Consider the following 23336-nt stretch of genomic DNA (forward strand, 5'->3'; position numbering starts at 1 on the left):
ACAGAATGACGCAACCGGCTATCTCGCATATCTCGTTTCTGACACCCGGGAATTATCCTGATGATGCTCCGCTTCAGGGTCTTGAACAGACGTTGCAGCTGTTCGAACGCGGTGAACAGCTGGGCTTTAATGGTGCCTGGGTACGCCAGCGACATCTGGAACATGGCATATCATCAGCCAGCACCTTTCTCGCCGCCGCCACGCAACGTACCCGCCAGATAGAACTGGGCAGCGCCGTGATTCAGATGGGTTATGAGAGTCCATTTCGTCTGGCCGAAGACCTGGCGACAGTGGATATTCTCGCCAGGGGACGGTTGAATGTCGGCCTGAGCGCAGGCGCGCCTAATCATCTTGAGTTAATCGGTCATTCTGTCTGGGGTGATGCCTGGCAGCAGCAGGATTTTTCTTACCAGCGCGTCCTGACTCTGCGCGATAACCTGAGTGGCCGCTTCTTCGGCGATGACAATACGGTCATTCTCTCACCCGGCAATACGCAACGCCCGCGTGTTCAGCCCTTTGCTGCAGGTCTGGTCGACAGATTGTGGTATGGCGGAGGATCACTTCGCTCGGCGCGCTGGGCTGGCAGCCACGGGTTTAATCTGCTCGCGGGTAATCTCACCTCCGGTGAAGAAACGGATGATTTTTACCAGGCACAGCGGGCGCAAATCCAGCTGTATCGTGAAAATCTCGCGGCTGCGGGTCGGCGTGCGGCGCGCATCGCCCTGGGACGCGTCATCATTCCCACCGACAGTGCGGATGCCACCACCCGCAGACATTATCAGCAGTTTGCCGCCAGCCGCTACCCACGCACTCTGGCACCCCAGGGCTCCCGACGCACCCTGTTCTCTCAGGATATCGTGGGCAGTGCGGAGCAGATTCTCGAACGGCTGTTTAACGATCCCGTCTTACATCTGGTGAATGAGCTGAGAATCGAACTGCCTTATGAATTGCATTATGCGGAGTACAGCCAGATTATCAGCGATTTTGCGACGCTGATTGCGCCGGAGCTGGGCTGGACAGCACTGCCGCATGTCTCATACGACGTTGGGCCCGACTGAAATCCACAATGAAAGTCAGCGGCAAATGTCTTTTCCGCAGCATTCCGGCTTAACGCGTTAAAAATAGCGCGGACGTCCGGATTCGTAACCGATCTTTTTATTGTGCCGTAACGTTGATCTGAGTCGCATTCTTGTAATAAAGAAAATTATTCCCAAGCTTACCCATAAATGACATAAGGACATTTCGTTATTTGTTATAGCGTTTGATTGTTAGACACCGGATCAGGGGAAGATTAATTTTCAGTTTTTGTAAATGAACTTTGCCATTATATTTTTGAGGGATCTCTTTTGGTCAGTTTAATAAGCAAACAAAGCATGCAGTTCAGACTTAAAATAGCACTCTTCAGCAGTCTGGCAGCTTTCAGCGCCCTGACGTTTGCCGACGATGCCCTAAAAGAGGGTATCACCCCGGCCACCGATTCCAGCCAGATTCCGGCAGCGGCGAAATTGCGCAAAGACACGGTGGTAGCGGGTATTTCTGAACCTCAGGGGATTTTTAACCCTTACTTTTTTGTCAACGGCTGGGATGAAAATGTCACCAACGTCATTTTTTCACGCCTGATAGACTGGGACAGCCACGGCAATCTGGTGCCGGGTCTGGCGCAAAGCTGGACGGTAAGCCCGGATAACAACGTCTATACCATTAAGCTGCGCCCCGATCTGAGGTTCAGCGACGGCTCCCCACTCACCGCCAAAGACGTCGCCTTTACCCTTACCGTCCTGTACGACCCGAAATATGATGGTGACACCGACATCACCCTCGCGAATATTGCCGGGGGCGCAGAATATAAAGCAGGTAAAGCCGACAGCGTCAGTGGCCTGAAAGTCATCGATCCCCTCACACTCCAGATCACCACCACACAACCTGGCGCAACCACACTGGCAAAAATTGGCGGGCCGGTGCTGTCGGAAGCTTATTACGGCAAAGGCTATCAGCGTGGCAATCTTGACTATCTGCGCACACTGCATGGCAAACCGCTGGGCAATGGCCCCTATGTCTATGACAAATACATCCCCGGGCAGGAAATTCGTTTTCATGCCAATAGCCACTTTTATCGTGGCACACCGCCAACGCCTCGTTTTATTTATCGCGTCACTAACCCCTCAACCAATTTCCAGTTGTTCCAGACCGGTGAAACGGATTACGACGCCTTTACTTCACGACCGGATGATATTGAACAGCTGAAACTGCTCGGCTTTGCCAATATCAACCTCTACGGGTCCAGTGATTACAGTAAAGTCGAGTTCAACGTTCGCCGCCCGGCGTTGCAGGACGCGAAGGTGCGTCAGGCGCTGATTTATGGGCTGGATCGTCAGAAGCTAATCGATGTGGTGTACCAGGGGTACGGCAAGGTTGCCATCGAACCTATCGCGCCCATCTCCTGGGCGTATAACCCGGATGGCGTGAATCCCTACAAATACGATCCGGCACAGGCGAAAAAATTGCTTGATGAGGCGGGCTGGAAACCCGGTTCCGATGGTATTCGCGTAAAGGACGGCAAACGCCTTGAACTGACCTTACTGGCAAGCAAAAAAGTGCTGAACGACGCGCTCATCCCGATCGCCAAAGAGGACTGGCAACAAATTGGCGTGCTGCTGAAACCCCAGGTGGTGGACTTCAATGCGCTGATGGCCCAGCGCAAAGCGGGCAATTACGACCTGGCGTCCTTTAGTACCAGCACGTTAAACGATCCGCATGACGGGGTATGGGATTACTACAGCACCGAGGCTAAGGAGTCCGGCTATAACAATCCTCAGGTGGATAAGCTGATTAATGAAGGCAATGCAGTGCTGGATGTGGCACAGCGCAAACCGATTTACCACCAGCTGTACAAAGTGCTGGCAGATGACCCACCGGTGATCCTGCTCGGCTATCGCCAGATCCTCTCTGCCAGCAGCGCCCGCGTGACCGGCTTTAAACCGGATATCTATAACGGCCTGACCGGCAGTCTGCCGGACGTCAGAATCGTTAAGTAACCTTGCCAACTGTTCAGCCGTCAGGGCTTCCTGACGGCTGATATGAGAAGACCATGAGAAATTTTATCCTGAGGCGGCTGCTGAACACCCTGCCCATGCTGCTGTTTGCCTCTTTTATCATCTTTATATTGTTTGCAAAGACACCCGGTGACTTTATTGATGGCAACGTGACGCTGACCGCCGCGCGCGCGGCTGAGCTGAAGGCGATTTACGGCCTTGATCAGCCCCTGCTCACCCGCTATCTGCACTGGCTCGGCCAGCTGTTGCGGGGTGATTTGGGTTTCTCACTGCAATACCAGATTCCTGTCACCCAATTGCTCAACCAATACGTCTGGAATTCCTTCCTGCTCGCCAGTGTCGCACTGGTATTTTACTGGGGAATTGGCCTGGCCGCCGGTATCGCGTCGGCAATCAAACCCAACTCGTGGTTCGATCATCTGGTCAGCGTGCTGGTGTTTGCCGCAATGTCCTTTCCAACCTTTTTTCTCTGCCTGCTGTTAATCAAATGGTTCGCGGTAGACCTGCACTGGTTGCCGGTCGGCGGCATGACCAACACCGGCAGTGATGACAGCGGCTGGGCCTATATTGGCCAGGTGGCGGCCCACCTGATGCTGCCGGTGCTGGCACTGGTGATGTTGCAGGCGGGCAGCCTGACGCGCTATTTTCGCGCCAGCATGCTCGACGTCATCAAAATGGATTTTATCCGCACTGCCCGGGCAAAAGGTTTACGCGAACGCACGGTGATCATGAAACATGCGTTACGCAATGCGCTGCTGCCGATCATTACCCTGCTCGGCTTTGAGCTGCCGGGATTGTTCTCGGGTGCCCTTATCACCGAAAAAGTCTTCAACTGGCCGGGTGCAGGACATATCCACATCGATTCGCTCGCTGCCCGTGACTATCCGGTGCTGATGGGTTTCACGCTGTTTCTGGCGGTATTAACTATCCTCGGCAATCTGCTGGCCGACGTGCTTTACGCGTGGGCTGACCCGCGTATTCGGGTGAGTTCATGATGATCAGTTCACTTTTTTCCACGCAACGCCGCCTGCGCAAAGCGGTAATACCGGCACTGGCCCAGGCCACGTCCTCACCATGGCGTCAGGCATGGCAGGCATTACGGCGCAATCCTCTGGCGATGGTGTGCCTGGTTTTACTGATTGTCATGGCGATCTGGTGCGTGCTGGGGCCGATCTGGTCGCCGTGGCAGAATGACGCCACGGATGCCCTGATGATCAACAAACCGCCAGGGGTGCAGCACTGGCTGGGAACCGATTTCCTGGGGCGGGACGTCTACACCCGTTTGCTTCTTGCCGGGCGCATTTCGCTGACCATTGGCCTGCTGACGATGTTGCTGTCGGTGACGCTGGGTTATCTGCTCGGTGCCGTGTCGGGCTACGCGGGTGGCCTGACCGACAAGCTGATTATGCGTCTGGCCGATCTGGTCATGACTATTCCCAGCCTGCCGCTGCTGATTGTCGCCGGCGCCATGCTGTCGGAACTCGATTTCTCAGCGGATGCGCGCATCTATATGGTGGTCATCATGCTGAGCCTGCTGGAGTGGCCTAAACTGGCTCGGCTGGTGCGCGGGCAAATCCTTTCCCTGCGCGAGCGTGATTTTATGCTGGCAACGCAGGTACTGGGCCTGTCATCGCGTCGCCGCCTGTTTGGTCATCTGCTGCCCAATACCATCCCGATTCTGGTGGTCATGGCGACGATGGCAGTGGCGAACGCCATTCTGAGCGAGTCGGCGCTGAGCTATCTCGGTCTTGGCGTCGTCCCGCCGACCCCCTCCTGGGGCAATATGATGGATGCCGCCAATAGCCTGATCGACTTCCAGCGTCGCCCGTGGCTGTGGATGCCACCGGGTATCGCCATCTTTATTACCGTGGTTGCCATTAACGTACTGGGCGACGGCTTGCGTGATGCGCTCGATCCCCGCATGAAACGGAGGCAGAAATGAGCCAGCCACTGATCACCTTCGAACAGTTATCCGTCTCCTTTGCCGCCGAACAGGGGCGTGTGCAGGCCGTGCAGGAGGTCTCCTTTACTCTTCATGCCGGACAGACCCTGGGTATTGTCGGCGAGTCCGGCTGTGGCAAAAGCGTTACCGCCATGTCATTGATGGGACTGTTGCCGCCGCAGGCCGCGCGTATTGACGGCGGAGCCATCCGCTTCCAGGGGCAGGATCTGCTTACACTCAATCCCGCCAGGATGGCCGACCTGCGAGGCAACCAGCTGGCGATGATTTTTCAGGAACCAATGAGCGCCCTGAATCCGGTGCTGACCATTGGCGAGCAGCTGTGCGAACCATTGATTCGCCATCGGGGGGAATCGCCTAAAGCCGCCTGGCAGCAGGCGATCGCGCTGATTAGCCGCGTGGGGCTGGCGCGCGCGGAGAGTCTGATGACCAGCTACCCGCACCAGCTTTCCGGCGGCATGCTGCAACGCATCATGATTGCGATGGCACTCAGCTGCCAGCCGAAACTGCTGATTGCCGACGAGCCAACCACGGCGCTGGACGTCACCGTTCAGGCCCAGATTCTGCGTCTGCTGCGCGATCAGGCCCGTGCCAGCCAGATGGCGCTGATGCTGATCACCCATGATCTGGGCGTCATTGCCCGGATGGCGGAGCAGGTAGTCGTGATGTATGCCGGGCGGGTTGTTGAATACGGCCCCACCGCAGTGGTACTGCGTAATCCGCTGCATCCCTATACCCAGGGGCTGATCGCCTCCCGACCGGTTCCCGGCGAGCGGCGACGGCGGCTCTACTCCATCCCCGGCCAAGTGCCGGACCTTGCCGCGCTGCCCCCATTCTGCGCTTTTTTTGATCGCTGCGATCGCGCCAGTGAAATCTGCCGGACAGGCATACCACCGCTGGTGGGTACAACGCGGCAGGCCGCCTGTTTTCACCGTGAAAAAGTGGAATCTTTCGCATGAGTTCTGAATACATAATTGAAGTGGACGCGCTGAAGAAGCACTTCCCGATACGCGATGGCCTGTTTGGTCAGGAAACCGGGCAGCTTCGTGCCGTTGACGGTGTCAGCTTTCGCATCCGCCCGGGTACCATCTTCGGTCTTGTCGGCGAATCCGGCAGCGGCAAAACTACCGTAGGCCGCACAGTGCTGGGGTTACATGATAAAACCGCTGGCACGATTAAGTACCGGGGGCAGGACCTGTCGACGCTGACGGCGCGGGAAATGCAGTCACTGCGGCCTAAAATCCAGCTGGTGTTTCAGGATCCCTACAGCTCCCTCAATCCGCGTATGCGTATCGGCGATGCCATTGGTGAGGCGCTACTGGCGCATAAACTCTGCACCCGAGCGGAGTTGTACGACAGGGTGATCGCGGTGATGAAGATATGCGGGCTGGCTCCACAGCATTACCCGCGTTTCCCGCACGAATTCTCGGGGGGACAACGCCAGCGCATTGGCATTGCACGGGCACTGATTCTCAACCCGGACTTTATTATCGCCGATGAGCCAATTTCAGCGCTCGATGTCTCCATTCAGGCGCAGATCATCAACCTGTTTTCCGATCTGCGCGATGACCATGGCGTCACCTTCCTGTTTATTTCGCACGATCTCGGCGTGGTGGAACATCTTTGCGATGATGTGGCTGTGATGTATCTCGGGCAACTGGTGGAGACCGCCAGCCGCGACGCCCTGTTTAGTCAGCCGCTGCATCCCTACACACAGGCGCTACTGGCCGCCGTACCGACGCTCGACCCACAACATGAACCCATCGCGGTGATTAACGGGGAGATTCCGGATCCGTCACGGCCTCCCTCCGGCTGCCGCTTCTCGTCACGCTGCCCGCAGGCAGAAGCGCAGTGCCGTGAGAGGGTGCCGGAATTACGTGAAGTGTCGCCAGGGCACCGGGTGGCGTGTCATTTTATTCAGTTTAACAAAGATTAAGCCTCACCAGACATCGCAAAGAGATGGCAATGGCGGTCACTTAATCTCAGTGATATCCGATCCCCAGCGTTGAGAGAGCGGCATGATGGTGTCCTTTATTCAGTCTAACTATATGGGCTTTGGTTCAGGCGTGGTGGTGCCGGAATATGGCATCAGCTTACAAAACCGGGGGGCAGGTTTTTCTAGCGATCCTAAATCAGCCAATGTGCTAGCGCCGGGTAAACGCCCTTTCCATAGCATCATTCCGGCGTTCCTCACGCAAAATGGTCAGCCACAGATGAGTTTCGGCGTAATGGGCGAGGATATGCAGCCACAGGGGCATGTGCAAACGGTGGTTCCCATGCTGGATTATCAGCAACAACCGCAAGCTGCCTGCGATGCTCCACGCTGGAAAGTGAATCGCGATTTCACACTGGACCTGGAAAACCGTTTTGACACGGATGTGACACAGCAACTAAAGGATCGCGGACATCAGTTGAAATCCATTTACGATCTCTACATGGATTTCGGTGCCGGACAGTTTATCTGGCGACTTTCAGAGAGTCCAGACCACGGCTATGTCGCGGCCAGCGACAGCCGACGTGATGGGCAAGCGCCAGGATTTTAAGGTCAGCGCGGCACACATTTTGGCCTGCAGTACCCGGCTTTCAGAACGGTTCACTGCAGACCCAAATGGCCGCGTAAAGTGTCGTGTTCATAGGCTTCCCTGAAAATTCCTCTTTCCTGTAAAAGTGGAATAACGTGATTAAAAAAGGCATCTGCCGCCCCGGGCCAGGGTGGCATGATCACAAATCCATCCACGGCACGCTGCTGGTACCAAAGCGCCATGCGCTCTGCGAGGCTTTCAGCCGTGCCTGCCACAATAAAGCCACTTCTTGCTATCCATTTCCGCAAAACCGCACATCGCATCCTGCCGTAAATCCATTAGTGTCATGCCCGCATGCGCGGCAAAACCCTGAAGGGTGACTTCAAACCATCGCTGCCCCATGGCGGCATGAACAATACCACTATCCGTGCGAGTTTTTTCGAGGATCGGGCCTTGTTCAATATGCAATTCAGAGCAGGCATGAAGGTCAATTGGTTGTACTTTGTGACGACCTTGATAGCCGCGCTTTCAATGGCTTCTCCAGTCAGCGCCTGAGCCTTCCCGAGCTCTCGCACCAGGACGTCATAAATCGGTTTGATAATTTCGGCTTCAATCTGCGGTTGTTGCCTTCGCTACTCGCGCTGCCTCAACCGGCGTATCCCTGGCACCAGACAGGCCGCCAGCGTCGCCGCCAGCACCGCCGCCGCGCAGCTCAGCAGCACCGTCTGGTTGCCGAATCGCATCGCCAGCGGCCCGGCGGCCAGCTCGCCCAGCGGAATGGTGATAAAAGAGCCCATCGCGTCGTAAGCGTACACCCGCGCCAGCCGATCGCGCGGAATATGGGTTTGCAGCGCCTGCGCCCAGATCACGCCGAACTGACCGAACCCCATCCCGGCGATACAGAACGCGACCATCAGCCAGCCGGACGGCGCACCACCTGCCAGCAGCAGCATGGGAAAGACGCAGAGCGCCACCAGCATGACGCCGGTGAACATGGCGCGCCGCGGACGCCAGCGCAGCGCGATGCCGGAGCCGATAATTAACCCGACGCTTTGCGCCGCAATCATTACGCCCCAGCGGGTGCGGCCAAATGCGCTGTCGGCGATAACCGGGCCGAGAACCATCACCATGCCGGTAAAGGCGGCGTTAACCACGGCGAACTGCGCCACCACCGCCCAGACCCAGCTGCGGGCAGTAAATTCCCGCCAGCCGTCGCGCAGATCCTGCCAGAGCGTCGCGGCGGATGCCGCCGCCTGCGCGCCGGTGCGCACCGCGTAGTAGAGCGGCGCGGCCAGCGCGAAGCCCAGCGCATCCACTGCCAGCCCCCAGCCAGCGCCCAGCGTACTGGTAAGCATGCCGCCCAGCGACGCGCCGATGATGGTACCCGCATAGACGCCCGACTGAATAAAGGCGTTGGCCTGGCGCAGCTTTTGCGCCGGCACGGTTTGCGGCACCATTGCCGATGAGGCGGGCAGCGCGATGCCTGCAGCCGCCCCGTTAACGGCGCTCAGCAGCGTCAGGCTGGCAAGCGTTGCGGCCTGCTCAAGCACCAGCCAGGCGACGCAGCTCTGGGAGAGCGCGGCGACCAGCGACGCGAGCAGCAGCACCCGATTGCGCGAATAGCGATCCGCCAGTACGCCGCCAGACAGCAGAAACAGCACGTTGCACAGCGAACGCGCGGCAACCACCACGCCGAGATCGGCGGCGGAACCGCCCATATCAAGCACCGCAAAGGCGAGCGCCACCGGCGCGACGCTGTTGCCCAGCACCGTCAGCGTACGAGCGAAAAAGAGGTGGCGAAACGGCGCGTAGTGAAAGGCGTGGCGCGGAGTGTTAATCTTCACGGCCGCGCTCCCTGCTGCCGACCCTGATGCTTAAGCTGCTGATAGTGCCTCCCTGCCGCTGGCTGCTGTCGATATCGTTCAGGGCAAAATCATAACCGCAGTGGCGCGCGCTGCCCAGCTGGATCCCGCTCGCGCCGCATGCTTTGCTGCCGCCGAGCGGTTATCCTTACCCGGTTTACGTCAGAGAAGTGAGAGCAGTAGATGGCCGTTACACGGGATATTAAAACCGACATTCTGGACGCGACGCTGACGGTGATAATTAACGAAGGCGTGCGCGGCACCACCTATCGCCGGGTGGCGGATCTGGCGGGCCTCTCCCCTGGCACCCTCACCTACCACTTTCCGCAAACCGATCTGCTGCTGATGGGTGCGTTCAGCTATATGGTTGATACCATCTCCGAGGCGTTCCGCCAGCGCATGCAGAGCGCGACCGATCGCGCGGACGCCTGCGAAGCGGTAGTGGATTTGATCTGCGGCGACGTCTGGGCCAGCCAGCGCCATCTGATCCTCAGCTTTGAGCTCTATTCGCTGGCGGCGCGCAAAGCGCCGTTTCGTCAGCTGCTACAGCTGTGGATGTCGCGCAGCCGCGCCTCGCTGCACCTCTGCTTTCCCATGGAGACCGCCTGCGCGCTGGATGCGCTGATTGAAGGTTTAACCATCCATAACCTGCTAAACGACGCGCCGATGAGCCGCGACGCCATTCTGCGCGCGGTGCAGAAAATAGCTGACCCGACCCGGCAATAAAATTTCGCCTCTCCCCTCGCGTCGCGCCATTTTTGTATTATCCTCTCGTACATCCGTACGACAAACAGGAGTCGTGATGACGCCTCAACAGCAAACCCGTGGCAAGTGGGCCATCTTCGGCCTGATGTTTATTCCCGGCTTTACCTGGGCCTCCTGGGTCAGCCGCACGCCCTTTATGCGCGATACGCTGCACGCCTCCACCGAGCTGATGGGCATGATCCTGTTTGGCTTCTCCTGCGGCTCAATGCTCGGCGTGCTGCTGGCCGGCAAGCTGATCGCCCAGCTCGGCACGCAGCGGGTGATGCGCTACGGCATGGTGCTGCTGCTGGGTGGACTGGTGCTGATGGCGCTGAGCCTGACGCTGACGAGCGCGCTGGGCGTCTTTGCCAGCCTCACGCTGCTGGGCAGCGGCACGGCGCTGATGGATGTGGTGATCAACGTCGAGGGCGCCGCGTTCGAACGGGCGCTGGGCCGATCAATCATGACCACCATCCACGGCTTTTTCAGCCTGGGCACGCTGGCGGGCGCGCTGGCAGGGCTGGCGATGACCGCAGCGGATATCAGCACCAGCCTGCACTTTGCCGCCGTGCTGCTCTGCAACGTGCTGATTATCGCCGTCGCGCTGCGCCATCTGCCGGCGACCAGCGACGGCGAACGCAGCGAGCAGGCGCACAGCGGCGGCTTTATCGCGCAGGTGCGGCATGAGCTGCGCGATCGCCAGCTGCTGATCCTCGGCGTAGTGATTCTGGCGATGGCGCTGGCGGAGGGCTCCGCCAACGACTGGCTGCCGCTGCTGATGATCGATGGCCATAACCTCAGCCATACGCAGGGCACGCTGGTCTATGCCGGTTTTACCGCCGGCATGACGCTGGGCCGCTTTCTCGGCGGCTATGTGGTCGATCGCATCGGCCGCGTCTGGATGCTGCGCGCCAGCGCCTTCTCCGCCGCGCTCGGCCTGATGCTGGTGATTTTCTCGGACAATTCGTGGCTGGCCGCCGCCGCCGTGCTTTTCTGGGGCATCGGCGCGGCGCTCGGCTTTCCGCTCACGGTCTCCGCCGCAGGCGACGGCAACAACAGCGCGATTCGCGTCACTATCGCGGCGACCCTCGGCTATCTGGCTTTTCTGGTGGGACCGCCGGGGCTGGGCTTTATCGGCGAGCACGCCGGGCTGCGCATGGCGATGCTGCCGGTGCTGGCGCTGGTGGTGATCGCGCTGTTCTGCGCCGGGGCGGCGGGCAGCCGGAAGGCGCCTGAGGCGGAGCAATCAGCTTAGCGGGTTTCGCAGCCCGCCAGTAATGCCCCCGTAGGTGAAATCAAAAAAAACGGCGGCCGAGGCCGCCGTTTTCATGCTTAGCGCCAGCCTAATTCCGGCGCGACATATTTTAGAATCGCTTCGATAACGTGCGCGTTGTAGGCAACGCCAAGCTGGTTCGGCACCGTCAGCAGCAGCGTGTCCGCTTCGGCAATGGCTTCATCCTGCGCCAGCTGCTTGATCAGCACTTCCGGCTCCGCCGCGTAGCTGCGGCCGAAAATGGCGCGCGTTTTCTCATCGAGGAAGCCGACGGAATCCTGATCCTGGCCGCTGCGGCCAAAATAGGCGCGGTCCATATCGTTCACCAGCGCAAAGATGCTGCGGCTGACCGACACGCGCGGCTCGCGCTTGTGCCCCGCCGCTTTCCAGGCTTCGCGGTAGGCGCGAATCTGTTTCGCCTGCTGAACGTGGAACGGCTCGCCCGTCTCATCATCTTTCAGCGTCGAGCTTTGCAGGTTCATGCCCATTTTCGCCGCCCACTCGGCGGTGGCGTTGGAGCCGGAACCCCACCAGATGCGATCGCGCAGCCCTTCTGAGAACGGCTCCAGGCGCAGCAGACCCGGCGGGTTCGGAAACATCGGCTGCGGATTGGGTTTGGCAAAACCTTCGCCGCGCAGCACCTCTAAAAAGGCTTCCGTATGACGGCGGCCCATATCGGCGTCGGTTTCGCCCTCCTGCGGCGCATAGCCGAAGTAGCGATAGCCCTCCACCACCTGCTCCGGCGAGCCGCGGCTAATGCCGAGCTGCAGACGGCCGTTGGCGATCAGGTCCGCCGCGCCGGCGTCTTCTGCCATATAGAGCGGGTTTTCGTAGCGCATATCGATAACGCCAGTGCCGATCTCAATTTTGCTGGTGCGCGCCCCGACCGCCGCCAGCAGCGGGAACGGCGAGCTGAGCTGACGCGCAAAGTGGTGCACGCGGAAGTAGGCGCCGTCCGCGCCCAGCTCTTCAGCCGCAACCGCCAGATCGATGGACTGCAGCAGCACGTCCTGCGCAGAGCGGGTGGCGGACTGTGAAGAGGGCGTCCAGTGACCAAAAGATAAGAAGCCAATGTTTTTCATAATTCAGTTCCTTTCGCAGGCCGTTTTTGCCCCTGCGTGAGAGATAAGATTCGATAAACAAAGGTTACGTCAGCCGCGTCCGCACTGATAGCCAATAGTTTTCAACCGTATCATCAAGTTTTTCGACATAAGTAAGTCGCACAGGATCTTTCTCTTTTTTAATGCCTTCGCGCATGTTGTGCTGAATTCCGTCAACTGTGGCAGGTTGCTATGACAAGAGGATCGTCCGACTGGCTTCATGCGCAGCAGCGCGCGCACATCCATCAGTGGCAGAGAAGCTGGCTGTGGCGCAGCGAGCTGCCGACCTGGCTGCTGCTGATAACCATTTACGGCGGCTGGTTCGCCACGCTGGCGCACTGGCGGACGCTGGGCCTCTGGCCCGCCACAGGTTTGCTGATCCTCTTCACCAGCTGGTATCTGTCGCTACAGCATGAGCTGATCCACGGCCACCCGACGCGCTTTCCGCGTCTGAACCAGCTGTTCGGCACGCTGCCGCTGGCGGTGTGGTATCCCTACGGGCTTTATCGTGACTCGCATCTGGCGCACCACCGCAACCACAGCCTGACAGAGCCCGATGAGGATCCTGAAACCTGGTATCTGTCGCCCGCGCGCTGGGCGCAGCTGCGGCCCTGGCAGCGCCAGGGGATCCACCTGCGCAATACCTTTCCCGGCCGCCTGCTGCTGGGGCCGCTACTCGATATTTACGCGGCGCTTCAGTCGCTGCTGCGGGCGGTATGGCGCGCTGAGTGGCGCGCTATCGCCATGTGGGCGATCCATCTGGCGCTGCTGGCGGGCCTGTTTCTCTGGATGGCGCGCCAAGGCTTTTCGCCGCTCCTGTTTGTGCTGGCGGTAAGCTATCCCGCGCTGATGCTGACCAAGGTGCGCTCCTTCTACGAACACCGCGCCGATGCCGATCCGCTGGCGCGATCGGTCAATAACGAGGCGGGCTGGGCGTGGCGCCTGCTGTTTCTTAATCTTAACTATCACGCGGTGCATCACGACCTGCCCGGCCTGCCGTGGTATGGTCTGCGCAGGGTCTATCTGCTGTGGCGCGATGACTATTACCAGCGCAACCGGGGTTTTCGCGCGGCAGGCTACGGCGAATGGGCCAGGCGCTTCGCCACCACGCCCGTTAACGTTAACGCCCATCCGGGCAGACAACAGGATCGCCCGCATGAAACGGCTTTCGCTACCGATGTACGACATCCACCGTCCGCACACCCAGGCGCTAACGGCAACGCTGGCGCAGCTGTCAGGGGCGGATGTTGAATGGCCAGAGGATTTGCTGGCGCACTGGCGCGCCGGCGATCTGCTGCTGAGCCAGACCTGCGGCTATCCGCTGATGACGCAGCTGCCTGATGTGCAGCTGGTCGGGGCGTTTGAGCTTAGCGCGCCGGGCTGTCGCGGCGCGTGCTACCGCAGCTGGCTGGTGGCGCGCGAGGAAGATGAAAACAGCGCGCTGGCCGATTTCCGCGGCCGCCGCGCGGTGGCTAACAGCCTCGACTCCCACTCCGGCTATAACGCGCTGCGCTACCTTATCGCGCCGCTGGCGCAGAGAGGACGCTTTTTCAGCACCGCCCATTTAAGCGGCAGCCACCGCCGGTCGCTGGCGTATCTGCGCGACGGGAGAGCGGATATTGCGGCGATTGACTGTGTCACCTGGGCGCTGCTGCGGCGTTATGCCGCGCACGAGCTGGCGGGGCTGGCAATTGTCGGCGAAACGCCGCTCTGCCCCGCGCCGCCGCTGATTACGTCTGCGCAGACGGATGCCAGGACGCTGGCGACGCTGCGCCGCGTACTGGCGCAGTTTGTTAAGAAGAAAGCGGCGCGCGACAGCTTTATTACCGGCTTTACCCTGCCGGATCGCGCGGCGTATCAGCAGATAATTAGCTGGGAGGAGCAGGCCGCCGCGCTCGGCGTGACGGCCCTGTGATTCAGGCGACCTGCTGGCGGCGCCCGGCAAACTGGTTTTCCGGCTCGGCCAGCCCGAGATTTTCGCGCAGCGTCGCGCCTTCATACGCCTGACGATAGATGCCGCGCGCCTGCAACAGCGGGATCACCTGTGCGACAAAATCGTCGAACGCCGTCGGCGTGCCGCCGCGCACCACAAAACCGTCAGCCGCCCCGCTGAGGAACCACTCCGCCAGGCCGTCCGCCACCTGCTGCGCGGTGCCGAGGAAGGTCGGACGCGGTGTCGCCTCTTCCAGTGCCGCCTGGCGCAGCGTCAGGCCGCGCGCACGCGCATTGCGCTTAATGGCGTCGGTGGTGCTGCGAAAGCTATTTTCGCCAAGATCGCCAATCTCCGGGAACGGCGCGTCGACATCGTACTGGCTGAAGTCATGGTGTTCGAAGTAGCGGCCGAGATACGCCAGCGCCTTTTCGAGCGTGACCAGTTCCGCAGTCTGCTGATAGCGGCGCTCCGCGTCGGCCTGGCTGTCGCCAATAATGACGCTGATGCCCTGAAACACGCGAATATCGTCGGCGCTCCGGCCGCGCGCCACCAGCCGACGGCGCACGTCTTCGCGAAACTCGCGCGCCTGCTCCGGCGAGTTCTGTCGGGTATATATCGCGTCGGCGGCCTCAGCGGCAAAGGCTTTGCCCGCTTCCGACGCGCCCGCCTGGAACACCACCGGACGGCCCTGCGGCGAACGGCCAACGTTAAGCGGCCCCTGCACCGAGAAGTATTTGCCTTTATGGTTCAGCGTGTGCAGCTTGTCGGCGTCGAAGAACTGGCCGCTCGCCTTGTCGCGCACAAATGCGTCCGCCTCCCACGAGTCCCACAGCCCTTTCACCACGTCAAGATATTCGCTGGCGACGCGATAGCGCTCGTCATGCTCTGGATGGCTGGCGCGTGAGAAATTCTTCGCCGAGCCTTCTAGCGGCGAGGTCACCACGTTCCAGCCAGCGCGGCCGCCGCTGAGGTGATCGAGGCTGGCGAACTGGCGCGCCACGGTAAATGGCTCGCTGTAGGAGGTAGAGAGTGTCGCCACCAGCCCAATATTTTTGGTGACCAGCGACAGCGCCGACAGCAGCGTAATCGGCTCGAAGCGGTTAAGAAAATGGGGAATCGACTGCGGCGTAATGTAGAGGCCGTCAGCAACGAACAGAAAGTCGATTTTCGCCTGCTCCGCCTTGCGCGCCAGATCCAGGACGTAATCAACGTTGATGCTGGCATCGGCCACCGCGTCGGGGTGACGCCAGGCGGACATATTGCCGGATGCGCCCTGAATAATAGCGCCCAGCCGCAGCTGGCGTTGTGTCTGACTCATTGTTATCTCCTTTATGCGACGGCGGGCCGCCAGGCGGGAAGCACTGGCAAGGCCTGTAACAGTTTTTGCGTCCAGGGATGCTGCGGCGCGTCGAACACCTGACGCAGATCGCCGCTCTCGACCACCTGACCGTTTTGCATCACCAGCACGCGATCGGCGAGATGCTGGATAACGCCGAGGTCGTGAGAAATAAACAGCAGTGCGGTGCCGTGCTCGGCCTGCATATCGGCCAGCAGATCCAGCACCTGCGCCTGCACTGACACGTCGAGCGCGCTGACTGGCTCATCCGCCACCAGCAGCGCAGGATTGGGCGCAAAGGCGCGCGCGATGGCGACGCGCTGGCGCTGGCCGCCGGAGAGCTGCTGCGGATAGCGGTCGAGGAAACGGTCGCCGAGCTGCACCTCATCCAGCAGCTGACGCACGCGCTGGCGACGCGCATCGCCGAAAATGCCCGCGCTGTCGAGGCTTTCGCCAATAATCTTCTCCACGGTGTAGCGCGGATCGAAGGAGCTATACGGGTCCTGAGCAATCAGCTGCAGGCGCGCCCGTCGTGCGCGGCGCGCCTTCTCATGGAGACGATCCCAGCGACTGCCCTCCAGCAGCAGCGTGCCGCTGTCCGGCTCGGTCAGCCCCATCACCACTTTCACCAGCGAGGTTTTGCCCGAGCCAGATTCGCCCACCACGCCGAGGGTTTCGCCCGAATGCAGGCGGAAGTGAATATTGTTCAATACCTGACGATCGCCGTAGGTCTTGTTGAGACCGATCGCCTCCAGCAGCGGCGCGTTGCCGGGCTGCGGACGCGGCGGCAGCGGCGTTGGCTCGGTCGCGCTCAGGCGCAGGCCGCGCGTGGCGGGCGTCGGCACCGCGTGCAGCAGCCGCTGCGTCCAGGGATGCTGCGGCTGTGCCAGCAGCAGCTCACTGCGGCCCTGCTCCACGACTTCGCCGTCGCGCATCACCAGCACGCGATCCGCCAGCTCAGACACCACCGCCAGATCGTGGCTGATCAGCAGCAACGCGTGACCGTCGCGGCGTCGCTGCGCCAGCAGCTGCAGGATCTGCCGCTGCACCGTCATATCAAGCGCCGTGGTCGGCTCATCGGCAATCAGCAGCGCCGGGCTGGCCGCCAGCGCGGCGGCGATCAAGGCGCGCTGGCGCTGCCCGCCGGAAAGCTGGTGCGGGTAGCGCGCCAGCCGGCTTTCCGCGTCGCTAATGCCTGCGGCCTGCAACAGCCGGATACTTTGCGCCTCCAGCGCGCCGCGCTGTCCGGCGGCGCGAAGCGCATCCGCCAGCTGCTGCCCGATACGGCGCAGCGGATCGAGCGAAACCAGCGCGTCCTGTAATACGTAGCCGATGCGTCGCCCGCGCAGCGCGCGCCACGCCTCGCGCCCGGCCTGGCGCATATCGCGCCCGTCGATAACAAAGCGATCGGCGCTGAGCGTCGCCCCTTCTGGCAACAGCCCAGAGAGGCTGCGCGCCGTCAGGGTTTTGCCGGAGCCGGACTCCCCTACCAGCGCCACCGATTCGCCCGGCTGCACCTGCAGGTCGAGGTTTTTCACCACGTAGTGCGGGCCAAAACGGATCGAGAGATTCTGAATGTCGATAACCGGGTTCATGCTTCGCCTCCTTCAAAACGCGCCTGCCAGTAGCGGCCCAGCGTGTTGACGGCGATCACCGTCAGGGTGATAAACAGGCCGGGCCAAACGGCGATCCACCAGGCGTTGCGCAGATAGTTACGTCCTTCCGCCAGCATCAGCCCCCATTCCGCGGTCGGCGGCTGCGGCCCCATGCCGAGAAAGCTCAGCCCGGCGGCGCCGATAATGGCGGTGCCCAGCCCCAGCGTCGCCAGCGCAGGTACCTGCGCAATGGCGTGCGGCAGAATATGGCGCAGGATCAGCGTGGAGCGCGACAGGCCGAAGGTGCGCGCCTGCTCAACGTAGCCGGAGGTCATCACGCGCCAGGTTTGCGCGCGCACCACGCGGGCAAAGCGCGGCACCGACGCCACCCCGAGCGCGATAATCAAATTGCTGGTGCCTGGCCCGGTAAAGGCGATCAGCATCAGCGCCAGCAGCAGATCGGGAAAGGCGGAGATCACGTCTACCGCGCGGCTCAGCAGCTCGTCGACGATGCCGCGGGCGAGCGCGGCGGCCAGCCCCAGCAGCGTGCCGAACAGCACCGCCAGCGCCATCGCCGCCACGCTGATCAGCAGCGAATAGCGGCTGCCGTAGATCACTCGCGTCAGCAGGTCGCGTCCAAGCTGATCGGTCCCAAGCCAGTGCTGTGCAGACGGCGGTAGCTGAGCGTTGAGCGGGTCGGCCAGCAGCGGATCGCTGTGCGCCAGCCACTGCGGGGCGACCACCGCCAGTAGCAGCAGAAACAGAAAGCCGATCGCTGCCCATACCGCGGCGGGCAGCGCAAAGGAAACGCGTTGCAGAATGGCTTGCATTATTGGTTCTCCCCACGCAGGCGCGGATCGATCCACAGCGCCAGAATGTCCACCAGCGTGCTCATCACCACGTAGATCAACGCCGATAAAATGGCGACCGCCAGCACCACCGGCAGATCTTTCGCCAGCACCGCGTCGACCGTCAGCTTGCCAAGTCCGGGCCGGCCAAACACCTGCTCAGTGATCACCGCACCGCTCAGCAGGCCGCCCACCAGCCAGCCGGTCAGGGTGACGGCGGGCAAGGCGGCATGGCGCAGCGCGTGGCGCAAACGAATAGTGGTTTCGCCGACGCCCCAGGCGCGCAGCGTCAGGGTAAAGGGAGCATCCAGCGCGCGCTCCAGCTCGCGCCGCAGCAGCTGGGCCACCACCGCGCCCTGCGCCAGTCCCAGCGCCAGCGCAGGCAGCACCAGCGCCGAGAGCGTGCGGTCGCCCGCCACCGGGAACCAGCGCAGCGTAAAGCTGAAAACAAACAGCAGCACGATGCCCATCCAGAACGACGGCGTCGAAGCCAGCAGCAGCTCCACCGCGTTGGCCGCGCGGCGGCCCCAGCGGCGATGCGCGGTGCTGACCGCCACCGCCACGGCGAAGAGAATGCTCACCAGCAGCGCCGCCAGCGTCAGCTTGATGGTGGGCCACAGCTGCGTTGCCAGCAGATGGCTCACCTCGGTATTAAGGATGTAGGAGCGCCCGAAATCGCCGTGCAGCACGCGCCATAAATAGTGCAGATATTGCAGCCACAAAGGTTCGTTCAGCCCCCATTCGGCGCGGATCGCCGCCTCAATGGCCGCCGTGCGCACCTGTTCGCCAATCAGCAGGCTCACAATGTCGCCCGGCGCCAGATGCACGCCGAGAAACGCCAGCGTAACGGCCGCCCACAGCACCAGCACGCCGCCAGACAGCCGCCCGGCAATGCGCCGCGCCAGCGCATTGCGCCAGAATGAGGGCGTCGGCTTACGCGGCGCGCGGGTTGCGATGCTCTCCAGACTCATCCTCGCCTCCTGTTAGTGTTCGCTAAGCCAGACGTCGTAAACGCTTTCCGGCATCTGTTTGTAGCTGCGGAAGCCGTAGCCGTGCACGTAGCTGGCCGTGGCAAGCTGGTCTTCCGGCTCGTAGAGCGGCAGCGCCAGCGCAAGCTCGGTCAGCGCCCGCGTTTGCAGATCGCTATAGGCCTGACGGCGCTGGGCGATATCCAGCGTGCCGGCGGCCTTATCGAGCAGCGCGTTGATCTGCGCATCGTTAACGCGGCTGTAGTTGATAGCGCCGCCCTGTTTGATCGGCCGGTAGTGGTTTTCTATATCGACGCCGTCGGTAGGCGTATTGGAGTTGGCGATGGTGCCGAACTTGCCGCTGGCGCGCACCTCGGTGTAGGTGCCGGAATCGACATAGTTGAGTTTCAGGTCGACGCCGAGCCGCTGGCGCGCCTGCGCCTGAATCGCCTGCAGCAGCACGTCGCGCTGGTCGCGCACCGTTGCCTGCGCCTGGATCAGCTCGATGCGCAGCCGCTGGCCCGCTTTGGTGCGGAATCCTTCGCTGTCGCGCGCGCTCCAGCCCGCCTCATCCAGCAGCCTGTTGGCGGCGTCTGGCTGATTGCCATATTTGCCCTCCAGCGCCTTGTCATACAGCGGATCGACCGGCGAGGTGATGCCCCACGCGCGGGTGCGTTCGCCGCGATAGACCGATTTCAGCAGCGGATCGATCTCCAGCCCCTGCAGCAGCGCCTGGCGCACGCGCACATCCTGCGTCGGGCCATAGTCGACGTTAAGGAACAGCGAATATGGCGTGCCGGTATTGAGCGCGTGCTGGTAGGTGAAGTCGCCGTTGTCTTTAAATTCGCCCGCGTCGTTGCCGGAGATGCCTTCGATGGCGTCCACCTGGCCGGAGAGCAGCGCGCCGGTGCGCACCGAAGATTCCGGCAGGAACCGGTAGGTGACGCGCTCAAGATAGGCCGGTCCCTGGTGCTTCGCCGTGGCGGGCGCCCAGCGGTAGTTCGGGTTTCGCACGAAGGTGACCTGCTGCCCCTTCTCGTAGCTGTCAAGAATAAACGGCCCGGTGCCTGCAATCTCTTTGCCGCCCGACTTGAGCTGCGTCGACTGCCAGCTGGCGGGCGCAAGGATCTGCAGCCCGGCGGCGAACGACAGGAACGGCGAATAGGTGGCGTTGAGATTAATCACCACAGTGGTGTCGTCCGGCGTCTCAATGCTGGCGATATGGGTGCCCATCAGACACAGGCTGGTGCCCGCGCAATATCGGGCATCCTGGGTATGGCGGAAATTCTCCGCTACCGCCTGGGCGTTCAGCTTTTCGCCGTTGGAGAAGGTGACGTCGTGGCGCAGCGTAAAGCGCAGCGTTTTGCCGTCCGGGCTGATCTGATAACTCTCCGCCAGCCAGGGCACAAAGCTGCCGTCGGGGCGGCGCGCCAGCAGCGATTCCCAGAAATTACGCAGGGTGATCTCTGCTTTGTCCTGGCCGTTGAGCTGCGGGTTAAAGGTGGTAGGTTCGGTCTCGACGCCAACCGTCAAACTGCCGCCGCTGTGCGGCGCGTCAGCGGCCAGCAGAGGTGATGCGCTTCCCAACAGAGAGGTGAAACCCAGCGCCAGGGTAAAAATCTTTTTCATATTGTCCTTATTAAATGCAGGTGCGTTTTATTATAAAAATCAGGCCGAGCGAGCAATTTCGGTGGCGACTTCAGGCTGAAATTCCTTTTTCAGAAACACCAGCGCTTCACCCAGCGGATTAGTGCGATGATAAAAAGGCTGATAGCCGCGGCGCTGATATAATTCACTCAGCCACGGATGTTTGACTGCGGTGGCCAGATAAACGCCCGGCGCTTTTAACGTCTCTTTTAATAAATGATCCTCCGCCCAGCTGATTATTTCACGGCCATAGCCCTGGCCTTTAAAATCGGGATCGACGGCGAACCAGTGAATAAACGGCAGCTGCGACGGCGCGTTCGCCTCCTGAGTCCAGGGAAAGCGCACCGTCACCGTGGCAACCGCCCGCTGCCACTTGCGCAACACCAGCACGGTTTCGCGCTCGATGGTCTGACGCACCTGGCTCACGTTGCCCTGCGTAATGGTGAAATGGATATCCTGCTCCAGCAGCGAGGCGTAGGCGCGCTGCAGCAGGGCGAAGATCTCTTCTGCATCGTCGGATTTTGCCACCTGAACGGATTGACTCATATTTTCGCTCTCTCGATTAATTACCGGGAAATTATTAAAATCCGGCGCGAAGAATGTAAACCGACAATAATGACAATCGTTTTGTTGAATATGGGAATCCGCCCCGGCATGGCGCGGGAATAATTGCGCCAGGCGCATATTGAAATAACAACTTTATCTAAGCCTGGCGTGAATTAACGATCGCTTAGCCAGACCTCATAGGCGTTTTCCGGCATCTGCTTAAAGCTGCGGAAGCCATAGCCGTGGACATAGCGCGCGGCGGCGATCTGATCTTCCGGCTGATAGAGCGGCACCGCCAGCGCCAGCTGGCGCAGCGCGCGGTTTTGCAGTTCGCTGTAAGCCTGACGGCGCTGCGCGACGTCCAGCGTGCTGGCGGCTTTATCCAGCAGCGCGTTGATCTGCGCATCATTGACCCGGCTGTAGTTGATCGCCCCGCCCTGGCTGATGGGCCGGTAGTGATTTTCAATATCGATACCGTCGGTTTCGGTATTGGAGTTGGCAATCGCGCCGAACCTGCCGCTGTTGCGCACCTCGGCATAGGTGCCGGAATCGACGTAGCGCAGCCTGAAATCAACGCCAAGCCGCTGCCGCGCCTGCGCCTGAATCGCCTGCAGCAGCACGTCGCGCTGGTCGCGCACCGTCGCCTGCGCCTGGATTACCTCAATGCTCAGCCGCTGGCCCGCTTTACTGCGAAAACCTTCGCTGTCGCGCGTGGCCCAGCCCGCCTCGTCCAGCAGCCGGTTAGCGGCCTCCGGCTGGTTGCCATATTTGCCCTCCAGCGCCTTGTCGTAGAGCGGTTCAACCGGCGAGGTAATGCCCCAGCCGCGCGTGCGTTCGCCGCGATAGACCGATTTCAGCAGCGGATCGATATCAAGCCCGCTGACGATCGCCTGACGCACGCGGACATCCTGCGTCGGGCCATAGTCGACGTTGAGATAGAGCGAGTACGGCGTACCGGTATTGAGCGCATGCTGAAAGGTGAAGTCGCCGTTGTCTTTAAATTCGCCCGCGTCGTTGCCGGAGATGCCCTCAATGGCGTCGAGCTGGCCGGAGAGCAGCGCGCCGGTGCGCACCGAGGATTCCGGCAAAAAGCGATAGGTGACGCGATCGAGATACGCCGGCCCCTGATGTTTTGCCGTGGCGGGCGCCCAGCGATAGTGCGGGTTGCGCACGAAGGTCACCTGCTGGCCCTTCTCATAGCTGTCGAGAATAAAGGGGCCGGTGCCGGCTATCTCCTTGCCGCCTGACTTGAGCTGCGCCGACCGCCAGCTGGCGGGCGCGAGGATCTCCAGCGCGGCGGCGAACGAGAGAAACGGCGTGTAGCCCTGCTTCAGGGTGATCACCACCGTAAAGTCGTCTGGCGTTTCGATGCTGCTGATGCGCGCCCCCATCATGCACAGGCTGGTTCCCGCGCAATATCGCGCATCCTGGGTATGGCGGAAATTCTCCGCCACCGCCTGCGCATCCAGCTTTTCGCCGTTGGAAAAGAGCACGTCGCGGCGCAGCGTAAAGCGATACTGGCTGCCGTCCGGGCTGGCCTGATAGCTCTGCGCCAGCCAGGGAACGAAGCTGCCGTCGGGCTGGCGCGCCAGCAGCGACTCCCAGACGTTGCGCAGCGTGACATCGGCCTTGGCCTGTCCGTTGAGCTGCGGGTTAAAGGTATTGGGTTCGGTTTCAACGCCGACGGTAAAGCTGCCGCCCGCTCGCGGCGTTTCGGCAGCGGAGACGGCGGCGACGTGGCCCAGCAGGCAGATCGCGCCCAGCGCGCGGTGCAGAGAATTGGCGTTCATAGTGTCCTTGTCCGCAAGAGTAGAAAGGTGCGCGCCAGCGACGCGCGCAAAGAGTCGAGCCGCGAAATGATTAAACGTCCGAAAAGGGGAAGTAAAACGAGAATAGTGACAATGGTTTGGCGCGAGGCGGGATTAGGGAAAGATGGCGTCCCTGCCATC

General features: G+C 61.1%; 21 protein-coding genes and 1 pseudogene. 11 read left to right on the forward strand and 11 right to left on the reverse strand.

The window, feature by feature from the left end; translation table 11 throughout:
* Window positions 1–5: 5 nt before the first annotated feature.
* From MHZ97_RS06730 to MHZ97_RS06760, 7 genes are all read left to right on the forward strand, one after another.
* The gene (locus tag MHZ97_RS06730) at window positions 6–1058 is read left to right on the forward strand and encodes an LLM class flavin-dependent oxidoreductase (protein ID WP_239313982.1); all 1053 of its coding nucleotides are present in this window, start codon (window positions 6–8) and stop codon (window positions 1056–1058) included.
* Between the two features lie 315 nt (window positions 1059–1373).
* Window positions 1374–3035, forward strand: coding sequence for an ABC transporter substrate-binding protein (locus MHZ97_RS06735; RefSeq protein ID WP_239313979.1), 1662 nt, complete (start codon window positions 1374–1376; stop codon window positions 3033–3035).
* Between the two features lie 53 nt (window positions 3036–3088).
* Entirely contained in the window at window positions 3089–4048 is a 960-nt protein-coding gene (locus MHZ97_RS06740; protein WP_239313976.1) for an ABC transporter permease, read from the forward strand.
* Window positions 4048–4995: an oligopeptide ABC transporter permease gene (opp4C, locus tag MHZ97_RS06745; RefSeq protein ID WP_239314190.1), complete on the forward strand. Its 948-nt coding sequence runs from the start codon at window positions 4048–4050 to the stop codon at window positions 4993–4995. The genes MHZ97_RS06740 and opp4C overlap by 1 nt, the downstream gene beginning before the upstream one ends.
* Window positions 4992–5972 carry an ABC transporter ATP-binding protein gene (locus MHZ97_RS06750; RefSeq protein WP_239313973.1) on the forward strand — a complete coding sequence of 327 codons (981 nt, stop codon included), beginning with the start codon at window positions 4992–4994 and terminating at the stop codon, window positions 5970–5972. Before opp4C ends, MHZ97_RS06750 begins: the two co-directional genes overlap by 4 nt.
* On the forward strand, window positions 5969–6949 hold the full coding sequence (locus tag MHZ97_RS06755) for an ABC transporter ATP-binding protein (RefSeq protein ID WP_239313971.1): 981 nt from the start codon (window positions 5969–5971) through the stop codon (window positions 6947–6949). Before MHZ97_RS06750 ends, MHZ97_RS06755 begins: the two co-directional genes overlap by 4 nt.
* A gap of 82 nt (window positions 6950–7031) precedes the next feature.
* Window positions 7032–7556: a gamma-glutamyltransferase gene (locus tag MHZ97_RS06760; RefSeq protein WP_239313953.1), complete on the forward strand. Its 525-nt coding sequence runs from the start codon at window positions 7032–7034 to the stop codon at window positions 7554–7556.
* A gap of 237 nt (window positions 7557–7793) precedes the next feature.
* Here the strand turns inward: MHZ97_RS06760 and MHZ97_RS06765 are convergent, their stop codons facing one another.
* The 3 genes and pseudogenes from MHZ97_RS06765 to MHZ97_RS06775 all read right to left on the reverse strand — a co-directional run bounded on the left by MHZ97_RS06765 (window position 7794) and on the right by MHZ97_RS06775 (window position 9379).
* Window positions 7794–8003 carry a hypothetical protein gene (locus MHZ97_RS06765; RefSeq protein ID WP_374044234.1) on the reverse strand — a complete coding sequence of 70 codons (210 nt, stop codon included), beginning with the start codon at window positions 8001–8003 and terminating at the stop codon, window positions 7794–7796.
* Between the two features lie 47 nt (window positions 8004–8050).
* Window positions 8051–8149, reverse strand: a pseudogene (locus MHZ97_RS06770) (2-amino-thiazoline-4-carboxylic acid hydrolase); the annotation flags it as partial.
* 18 nt (window positions 8150–8167) lie between these two features.
* Window positions 8168–9379 (reverse strand): MFS transporter, encoded by a 1212-nt coding sequence (locus tag MHZ97_RS06775; protein WP_239313950.1) that lies wholly within the window; start codon window positions 9377–9379, stop codon window positions 8168–8170.
* Between the two features lie 201 nt (window positions 9380–9580).
* Here MHZ97_RS06775 and MHZ97_RS06780 point away from each other — a divergent pair, with 201 nt between their 5' ends.
* Window positions 9581–10123 (forward strand): TetR/AcrR family transcriptional regulator, encoded by a 543-nt coding sequence (locus MHZ97_RS06780; RefSeq protein ID WP_103796818.1) that lies wholly within the window; start codon window positions 9581–9583, stop codon window positions 10121–10123.
* A 76-nt stretch (window positions 10124–10199) separates the two neighbouring features.
* Window positions 10200–11396, forward strand: a complete 1197-nt coding sequence (locus tag MHZ97_RS06785; protein ID WP_239313947.1) for an MFS transporter — start codon at window positions 10200–10202, stop codon at window positions 11394–11396.
* Between the two features lie 77 nt (window positions 11397–11473).
* Here the strand turns inward: MHZ97_RS06785 and MHZ97_RS06790 are convergent, their stop codons facing one another.
* Window positions 11474–12496: an LLM class flavin-dependent oxidoreductase gene (locus MHZ97_RS06790; protein WP_103796816.1), complete on the reverse strand. Its 1023-nt coding sequence runs from the start codon at window positions 12494–12496 to the stop codon at window positions 11474–11476.
* Window positions 12497–12706: 210 nt separating this feature from the next.
* On the opposite strand from MHZ97_RS06790, the gene MHZ97_RS06795 reads away from it, so the two are divergent.
* Complete coding sequence (locus MHZ97_RS06795; protein ID WP_239313944.1) at window positions 12707–13765, forward strand: fatty acid desaturase; 1059 nt, start codon at window positions 12707–12709, stop codon at window positions 13763–13765.
* On the forward strand, window positions 13671–14429 hold the full coding sequence (locus MHZ97_RS06800; protein WP_239313924.1) for a phosphate/phosphite/phosphonate ABC transporter substrate-binding protein: 759 nt from the start codon (window positions 13671–13673) through the stop codon (window positions 14427–14429). Before MHZ97_RS06795 ends, MHZ97_RS06800 begins: the two co-directional genes overlap by 95 nt.
* Window position 14430: 1 nt before the next feature.
* Here the strand turns inward: MHZ97_RS06800 and MHZ97_RS06805 are convergent, their stop codons facing one another.
* The 7 genes from MHZ97_RS06805 to MHZ97_RS06835 form a co-directional block, all read right to left on the reverse strand.
* Complete coding sequence (locus tag MHZ97_RS06805) at window positions 14431–15765, reverse strand: LLM class flavin-dependent oxidoreductase (protein ID WP_103796813.1); 1335 nt, start codon at window positions 15763–15765, stop codon at window positions 14431–14433.
* An 11-nt stretch (window positions 15766–15776) separates the two neighbouring features.
* Window positions 15777–17378 (reverse strand): ABC transporter ATP-binding protein, encoded by a 1602-nt coding sequence (locus MHZ97_RS06810; protein ID WP_103796812.1) that lies wholly within the window; start codon window positions 17376–17378, stop codon window positions 15777–15779.
* The gene (locus tag MHZ97_RS06815) at window positions 17375–18208 is read right to left on the reverse strand and encodes an ABC transporter permease (protein WP_103796811.1); all 834 of its coding nucleotides are present in this window, start codon (window positions 18206–18208) and stop codon (window positions 17375–17377) included. Before MHZ97_RS06815 ends, MHZ97_RS06810 begins: the two co-directional genes overlap by 4 nt.
* A complete protein-coding gene (locus MHZ97_RS06820; RefSeq protein ID WP_239313921.1) occupies window positions 18208–19197 on the reverse strand; it encodes an ABC transporter permease in 990 nt (329 codons plus the stop codon). The genes MHZ97_RS06815 and MHZ97_RS06820 overlap by 1 nt, the downstream gene beginning before the upstream one ends.
* A gap of 12 nt (window positions 19198–19209) precedes the next feature.
* On the reverse strand, window positions 19210–20823 hold the full coding sequence (locus MHZ97_RS06825) for an ABC transporter substrate-binding protein (protein WP_239313918.1): 1614 nt from the start codon (window positions 20821–20823) through the stop codon (window positions 19210–19212).
* A gap of 39 nt (window positions 20824–20862) precedes the next feature.
* The gene (locus MHZ97_RS06830) at window positions 20863–21387 is read right to left on the reverse strand and encodes a GNAT family N-acetyltransferase (RefSeq protein ID WP_103796808.1); all 525 of its coding nucleotides are present in this window, start codon (window positions 21385–21387) and stop codon (window positions 20863–20865) included.
* A 173-nt stretch (window positions 21388–21560) separates the two neighbouring features.
* Window positions 21561–23177: an ABC transporter substrate-binding protein gene (locus tag MHZ97_RS06835; protein WP_103796807.1), complete on the reverse strand. Its 1617-nt coding sequence runs from the start codon at window positions 23175–23177 to the stop codon at window positions 21561–21563.
* Between the last annotated feature and the right edge of the window lie 159 nt (window positions 23178–23336).

The organism is Pantoea sp. ACRSC (assembly GCF_022346785.1).
Taxonomy (GTDB): Bacteria; Pseudomonadota; Gammaproteobacteria; order Enterobacterales; family Enterobacteriaceae; genus Pantoea; species Pantoea alvi.

Excerpts from the sequence above, each read along its gene's own strand:
- MHZ97_RS06730 (WP_239313982.1), top strand. The coding sequence starts at position 6 with ATGACGCAACCGGCTATCTCGCATATCTCGTTTCTGACACCCGGGAAT.
- MHZ97_RS06735 (WP_239313979.1), top strand. The coding sequence starts at position 1,374 with ATGCAGTTCAGACTTAAAATAGCACTCTTCAGCAGTCTGGCAGCTTTC.
- MHZ97_RS06740 (WP_239313976.1), top strand. The coding sequence starts at position 3,089 with ATGAGAAATTTTATCCTGAGGCGGCTGCTGAACACCCTGCCCATGCTG.
- opp4C (WP_239314190.1), top strand. The coding sequence starts at position 4,048 with ATGATCAGTTCACTTTTTTCCACGCAACGCCGCCTGCGCAAAGCGGTA.
- MHZ97_RS06750 (WP_239313973.1), top strand. The coding sequence starts at position 4,992 with ATGAGCCAGCCACTGATCACCTTCGAACAGTTATCCGTCTCCTTTGCC.
- MHZ97_RS06755 (WP_239313971.1), top strand. The coding sequence starts at position 5,969 with ATGAGTTCTGAATACATAATTGAAGTGGACGCGCTGAAGAAGCACTTC.
- MHZ97_RS06760 (WP_239313953.1), top strand. The coding sequence starts at position 7,032 with ATGATGGTGTCCTTTATTCAGTCTAACTATATGGGCTTTGGTTCAGGC.
- MHZ97_RS06780 (WP_103796818.1), top strand. The coding sequence starts at position 9,581 with ATGGCCGTTACACGGGATATTAAAACCGACATTCTGGACGCGACGCTG.
- MHZ97_RS06785 (WP_239313947.1), top strand. The coding sequence starts at position 10,200 with ATGACGCCTCAACAGCAAACCCGTGGCAAGTGGGCCATCTTCGGCCTG.
- MHZ97_RS06790 (WP_103796816.1), bottom strand. The coding sequence starts at position 12,496 with ATGAAAAACATTGGCTTCTTATCTTTTGGTCACTGGACGCCCTCTTCA.
- MHZ97_RS06795 (WP_239313944.1), top strand. The coding sequence starts at position 12,707 with ATGACAAGAGGATCGTCCGACTGGCTTCATGCGCAGCAGCGCGCGCAC.
- MHZ97_RS06800 (WP_239313924.1), top strand. The coding sequence starts at position 13,671 with ATGAAACGGCTTTCGCTACCGATGTACGACATCCACCGTCCGCACACC.
- MHZ97_RS06805 (WP_103796813.1), bottom strand. The coding sequence starts at position 15,765 with ATGAGTCAGACACAACGCCAGCTGCGGCTGGGCGCTATTATTCAGGGC.
- MHZ97_RS06810 (WP_103796812.1), bottom strand. The coding sequence starts at position 17,378 with ATGAACCCGGTTATCGACATTCAGAATCTCTCGATCCGTTTTGGCCCG.
- MHZ97_RS06815 (WP_103796811.1), bottom strand. The coding sequence starts at position 18,208 with ATGCAAGCCATTCTGCAACGCGTTTCCTTTGCGCTGCCCGCCGCGGTA.
- MHZ97_RS06820 (WP_239313921.1), bottom strand. The coding sequence starts at position 19,197 with ATGAGTCTGGAGAGCATCGCAACCCGCGCGCCGCGTAAGCCGACGCCC.
- MHZ97_RS06825 (WP_239313918.1), bottom strand. The coding sequence starts at position 20,823 with ATGAAAAAGATTTTTACCCTGGCGCTGGGTTTCACCTCTCTGTTGGGA.
- MHZ97_RS06830 (WP_103796808.1), bottom strand. The coding sequence starts at position 21,387 with ATGAGTCAATCCGTTCAGGTGGCAAAATCCGACGATGCAGAAGAGATC.
- MHZ97_RS06835 (WP_103796807.1), bottom strand. The coding sequence starts at position 23,177 with ATGAACGCCAATTCTCTGCACCGCGCGCTGGGCGCGATCTGCCTGCTG.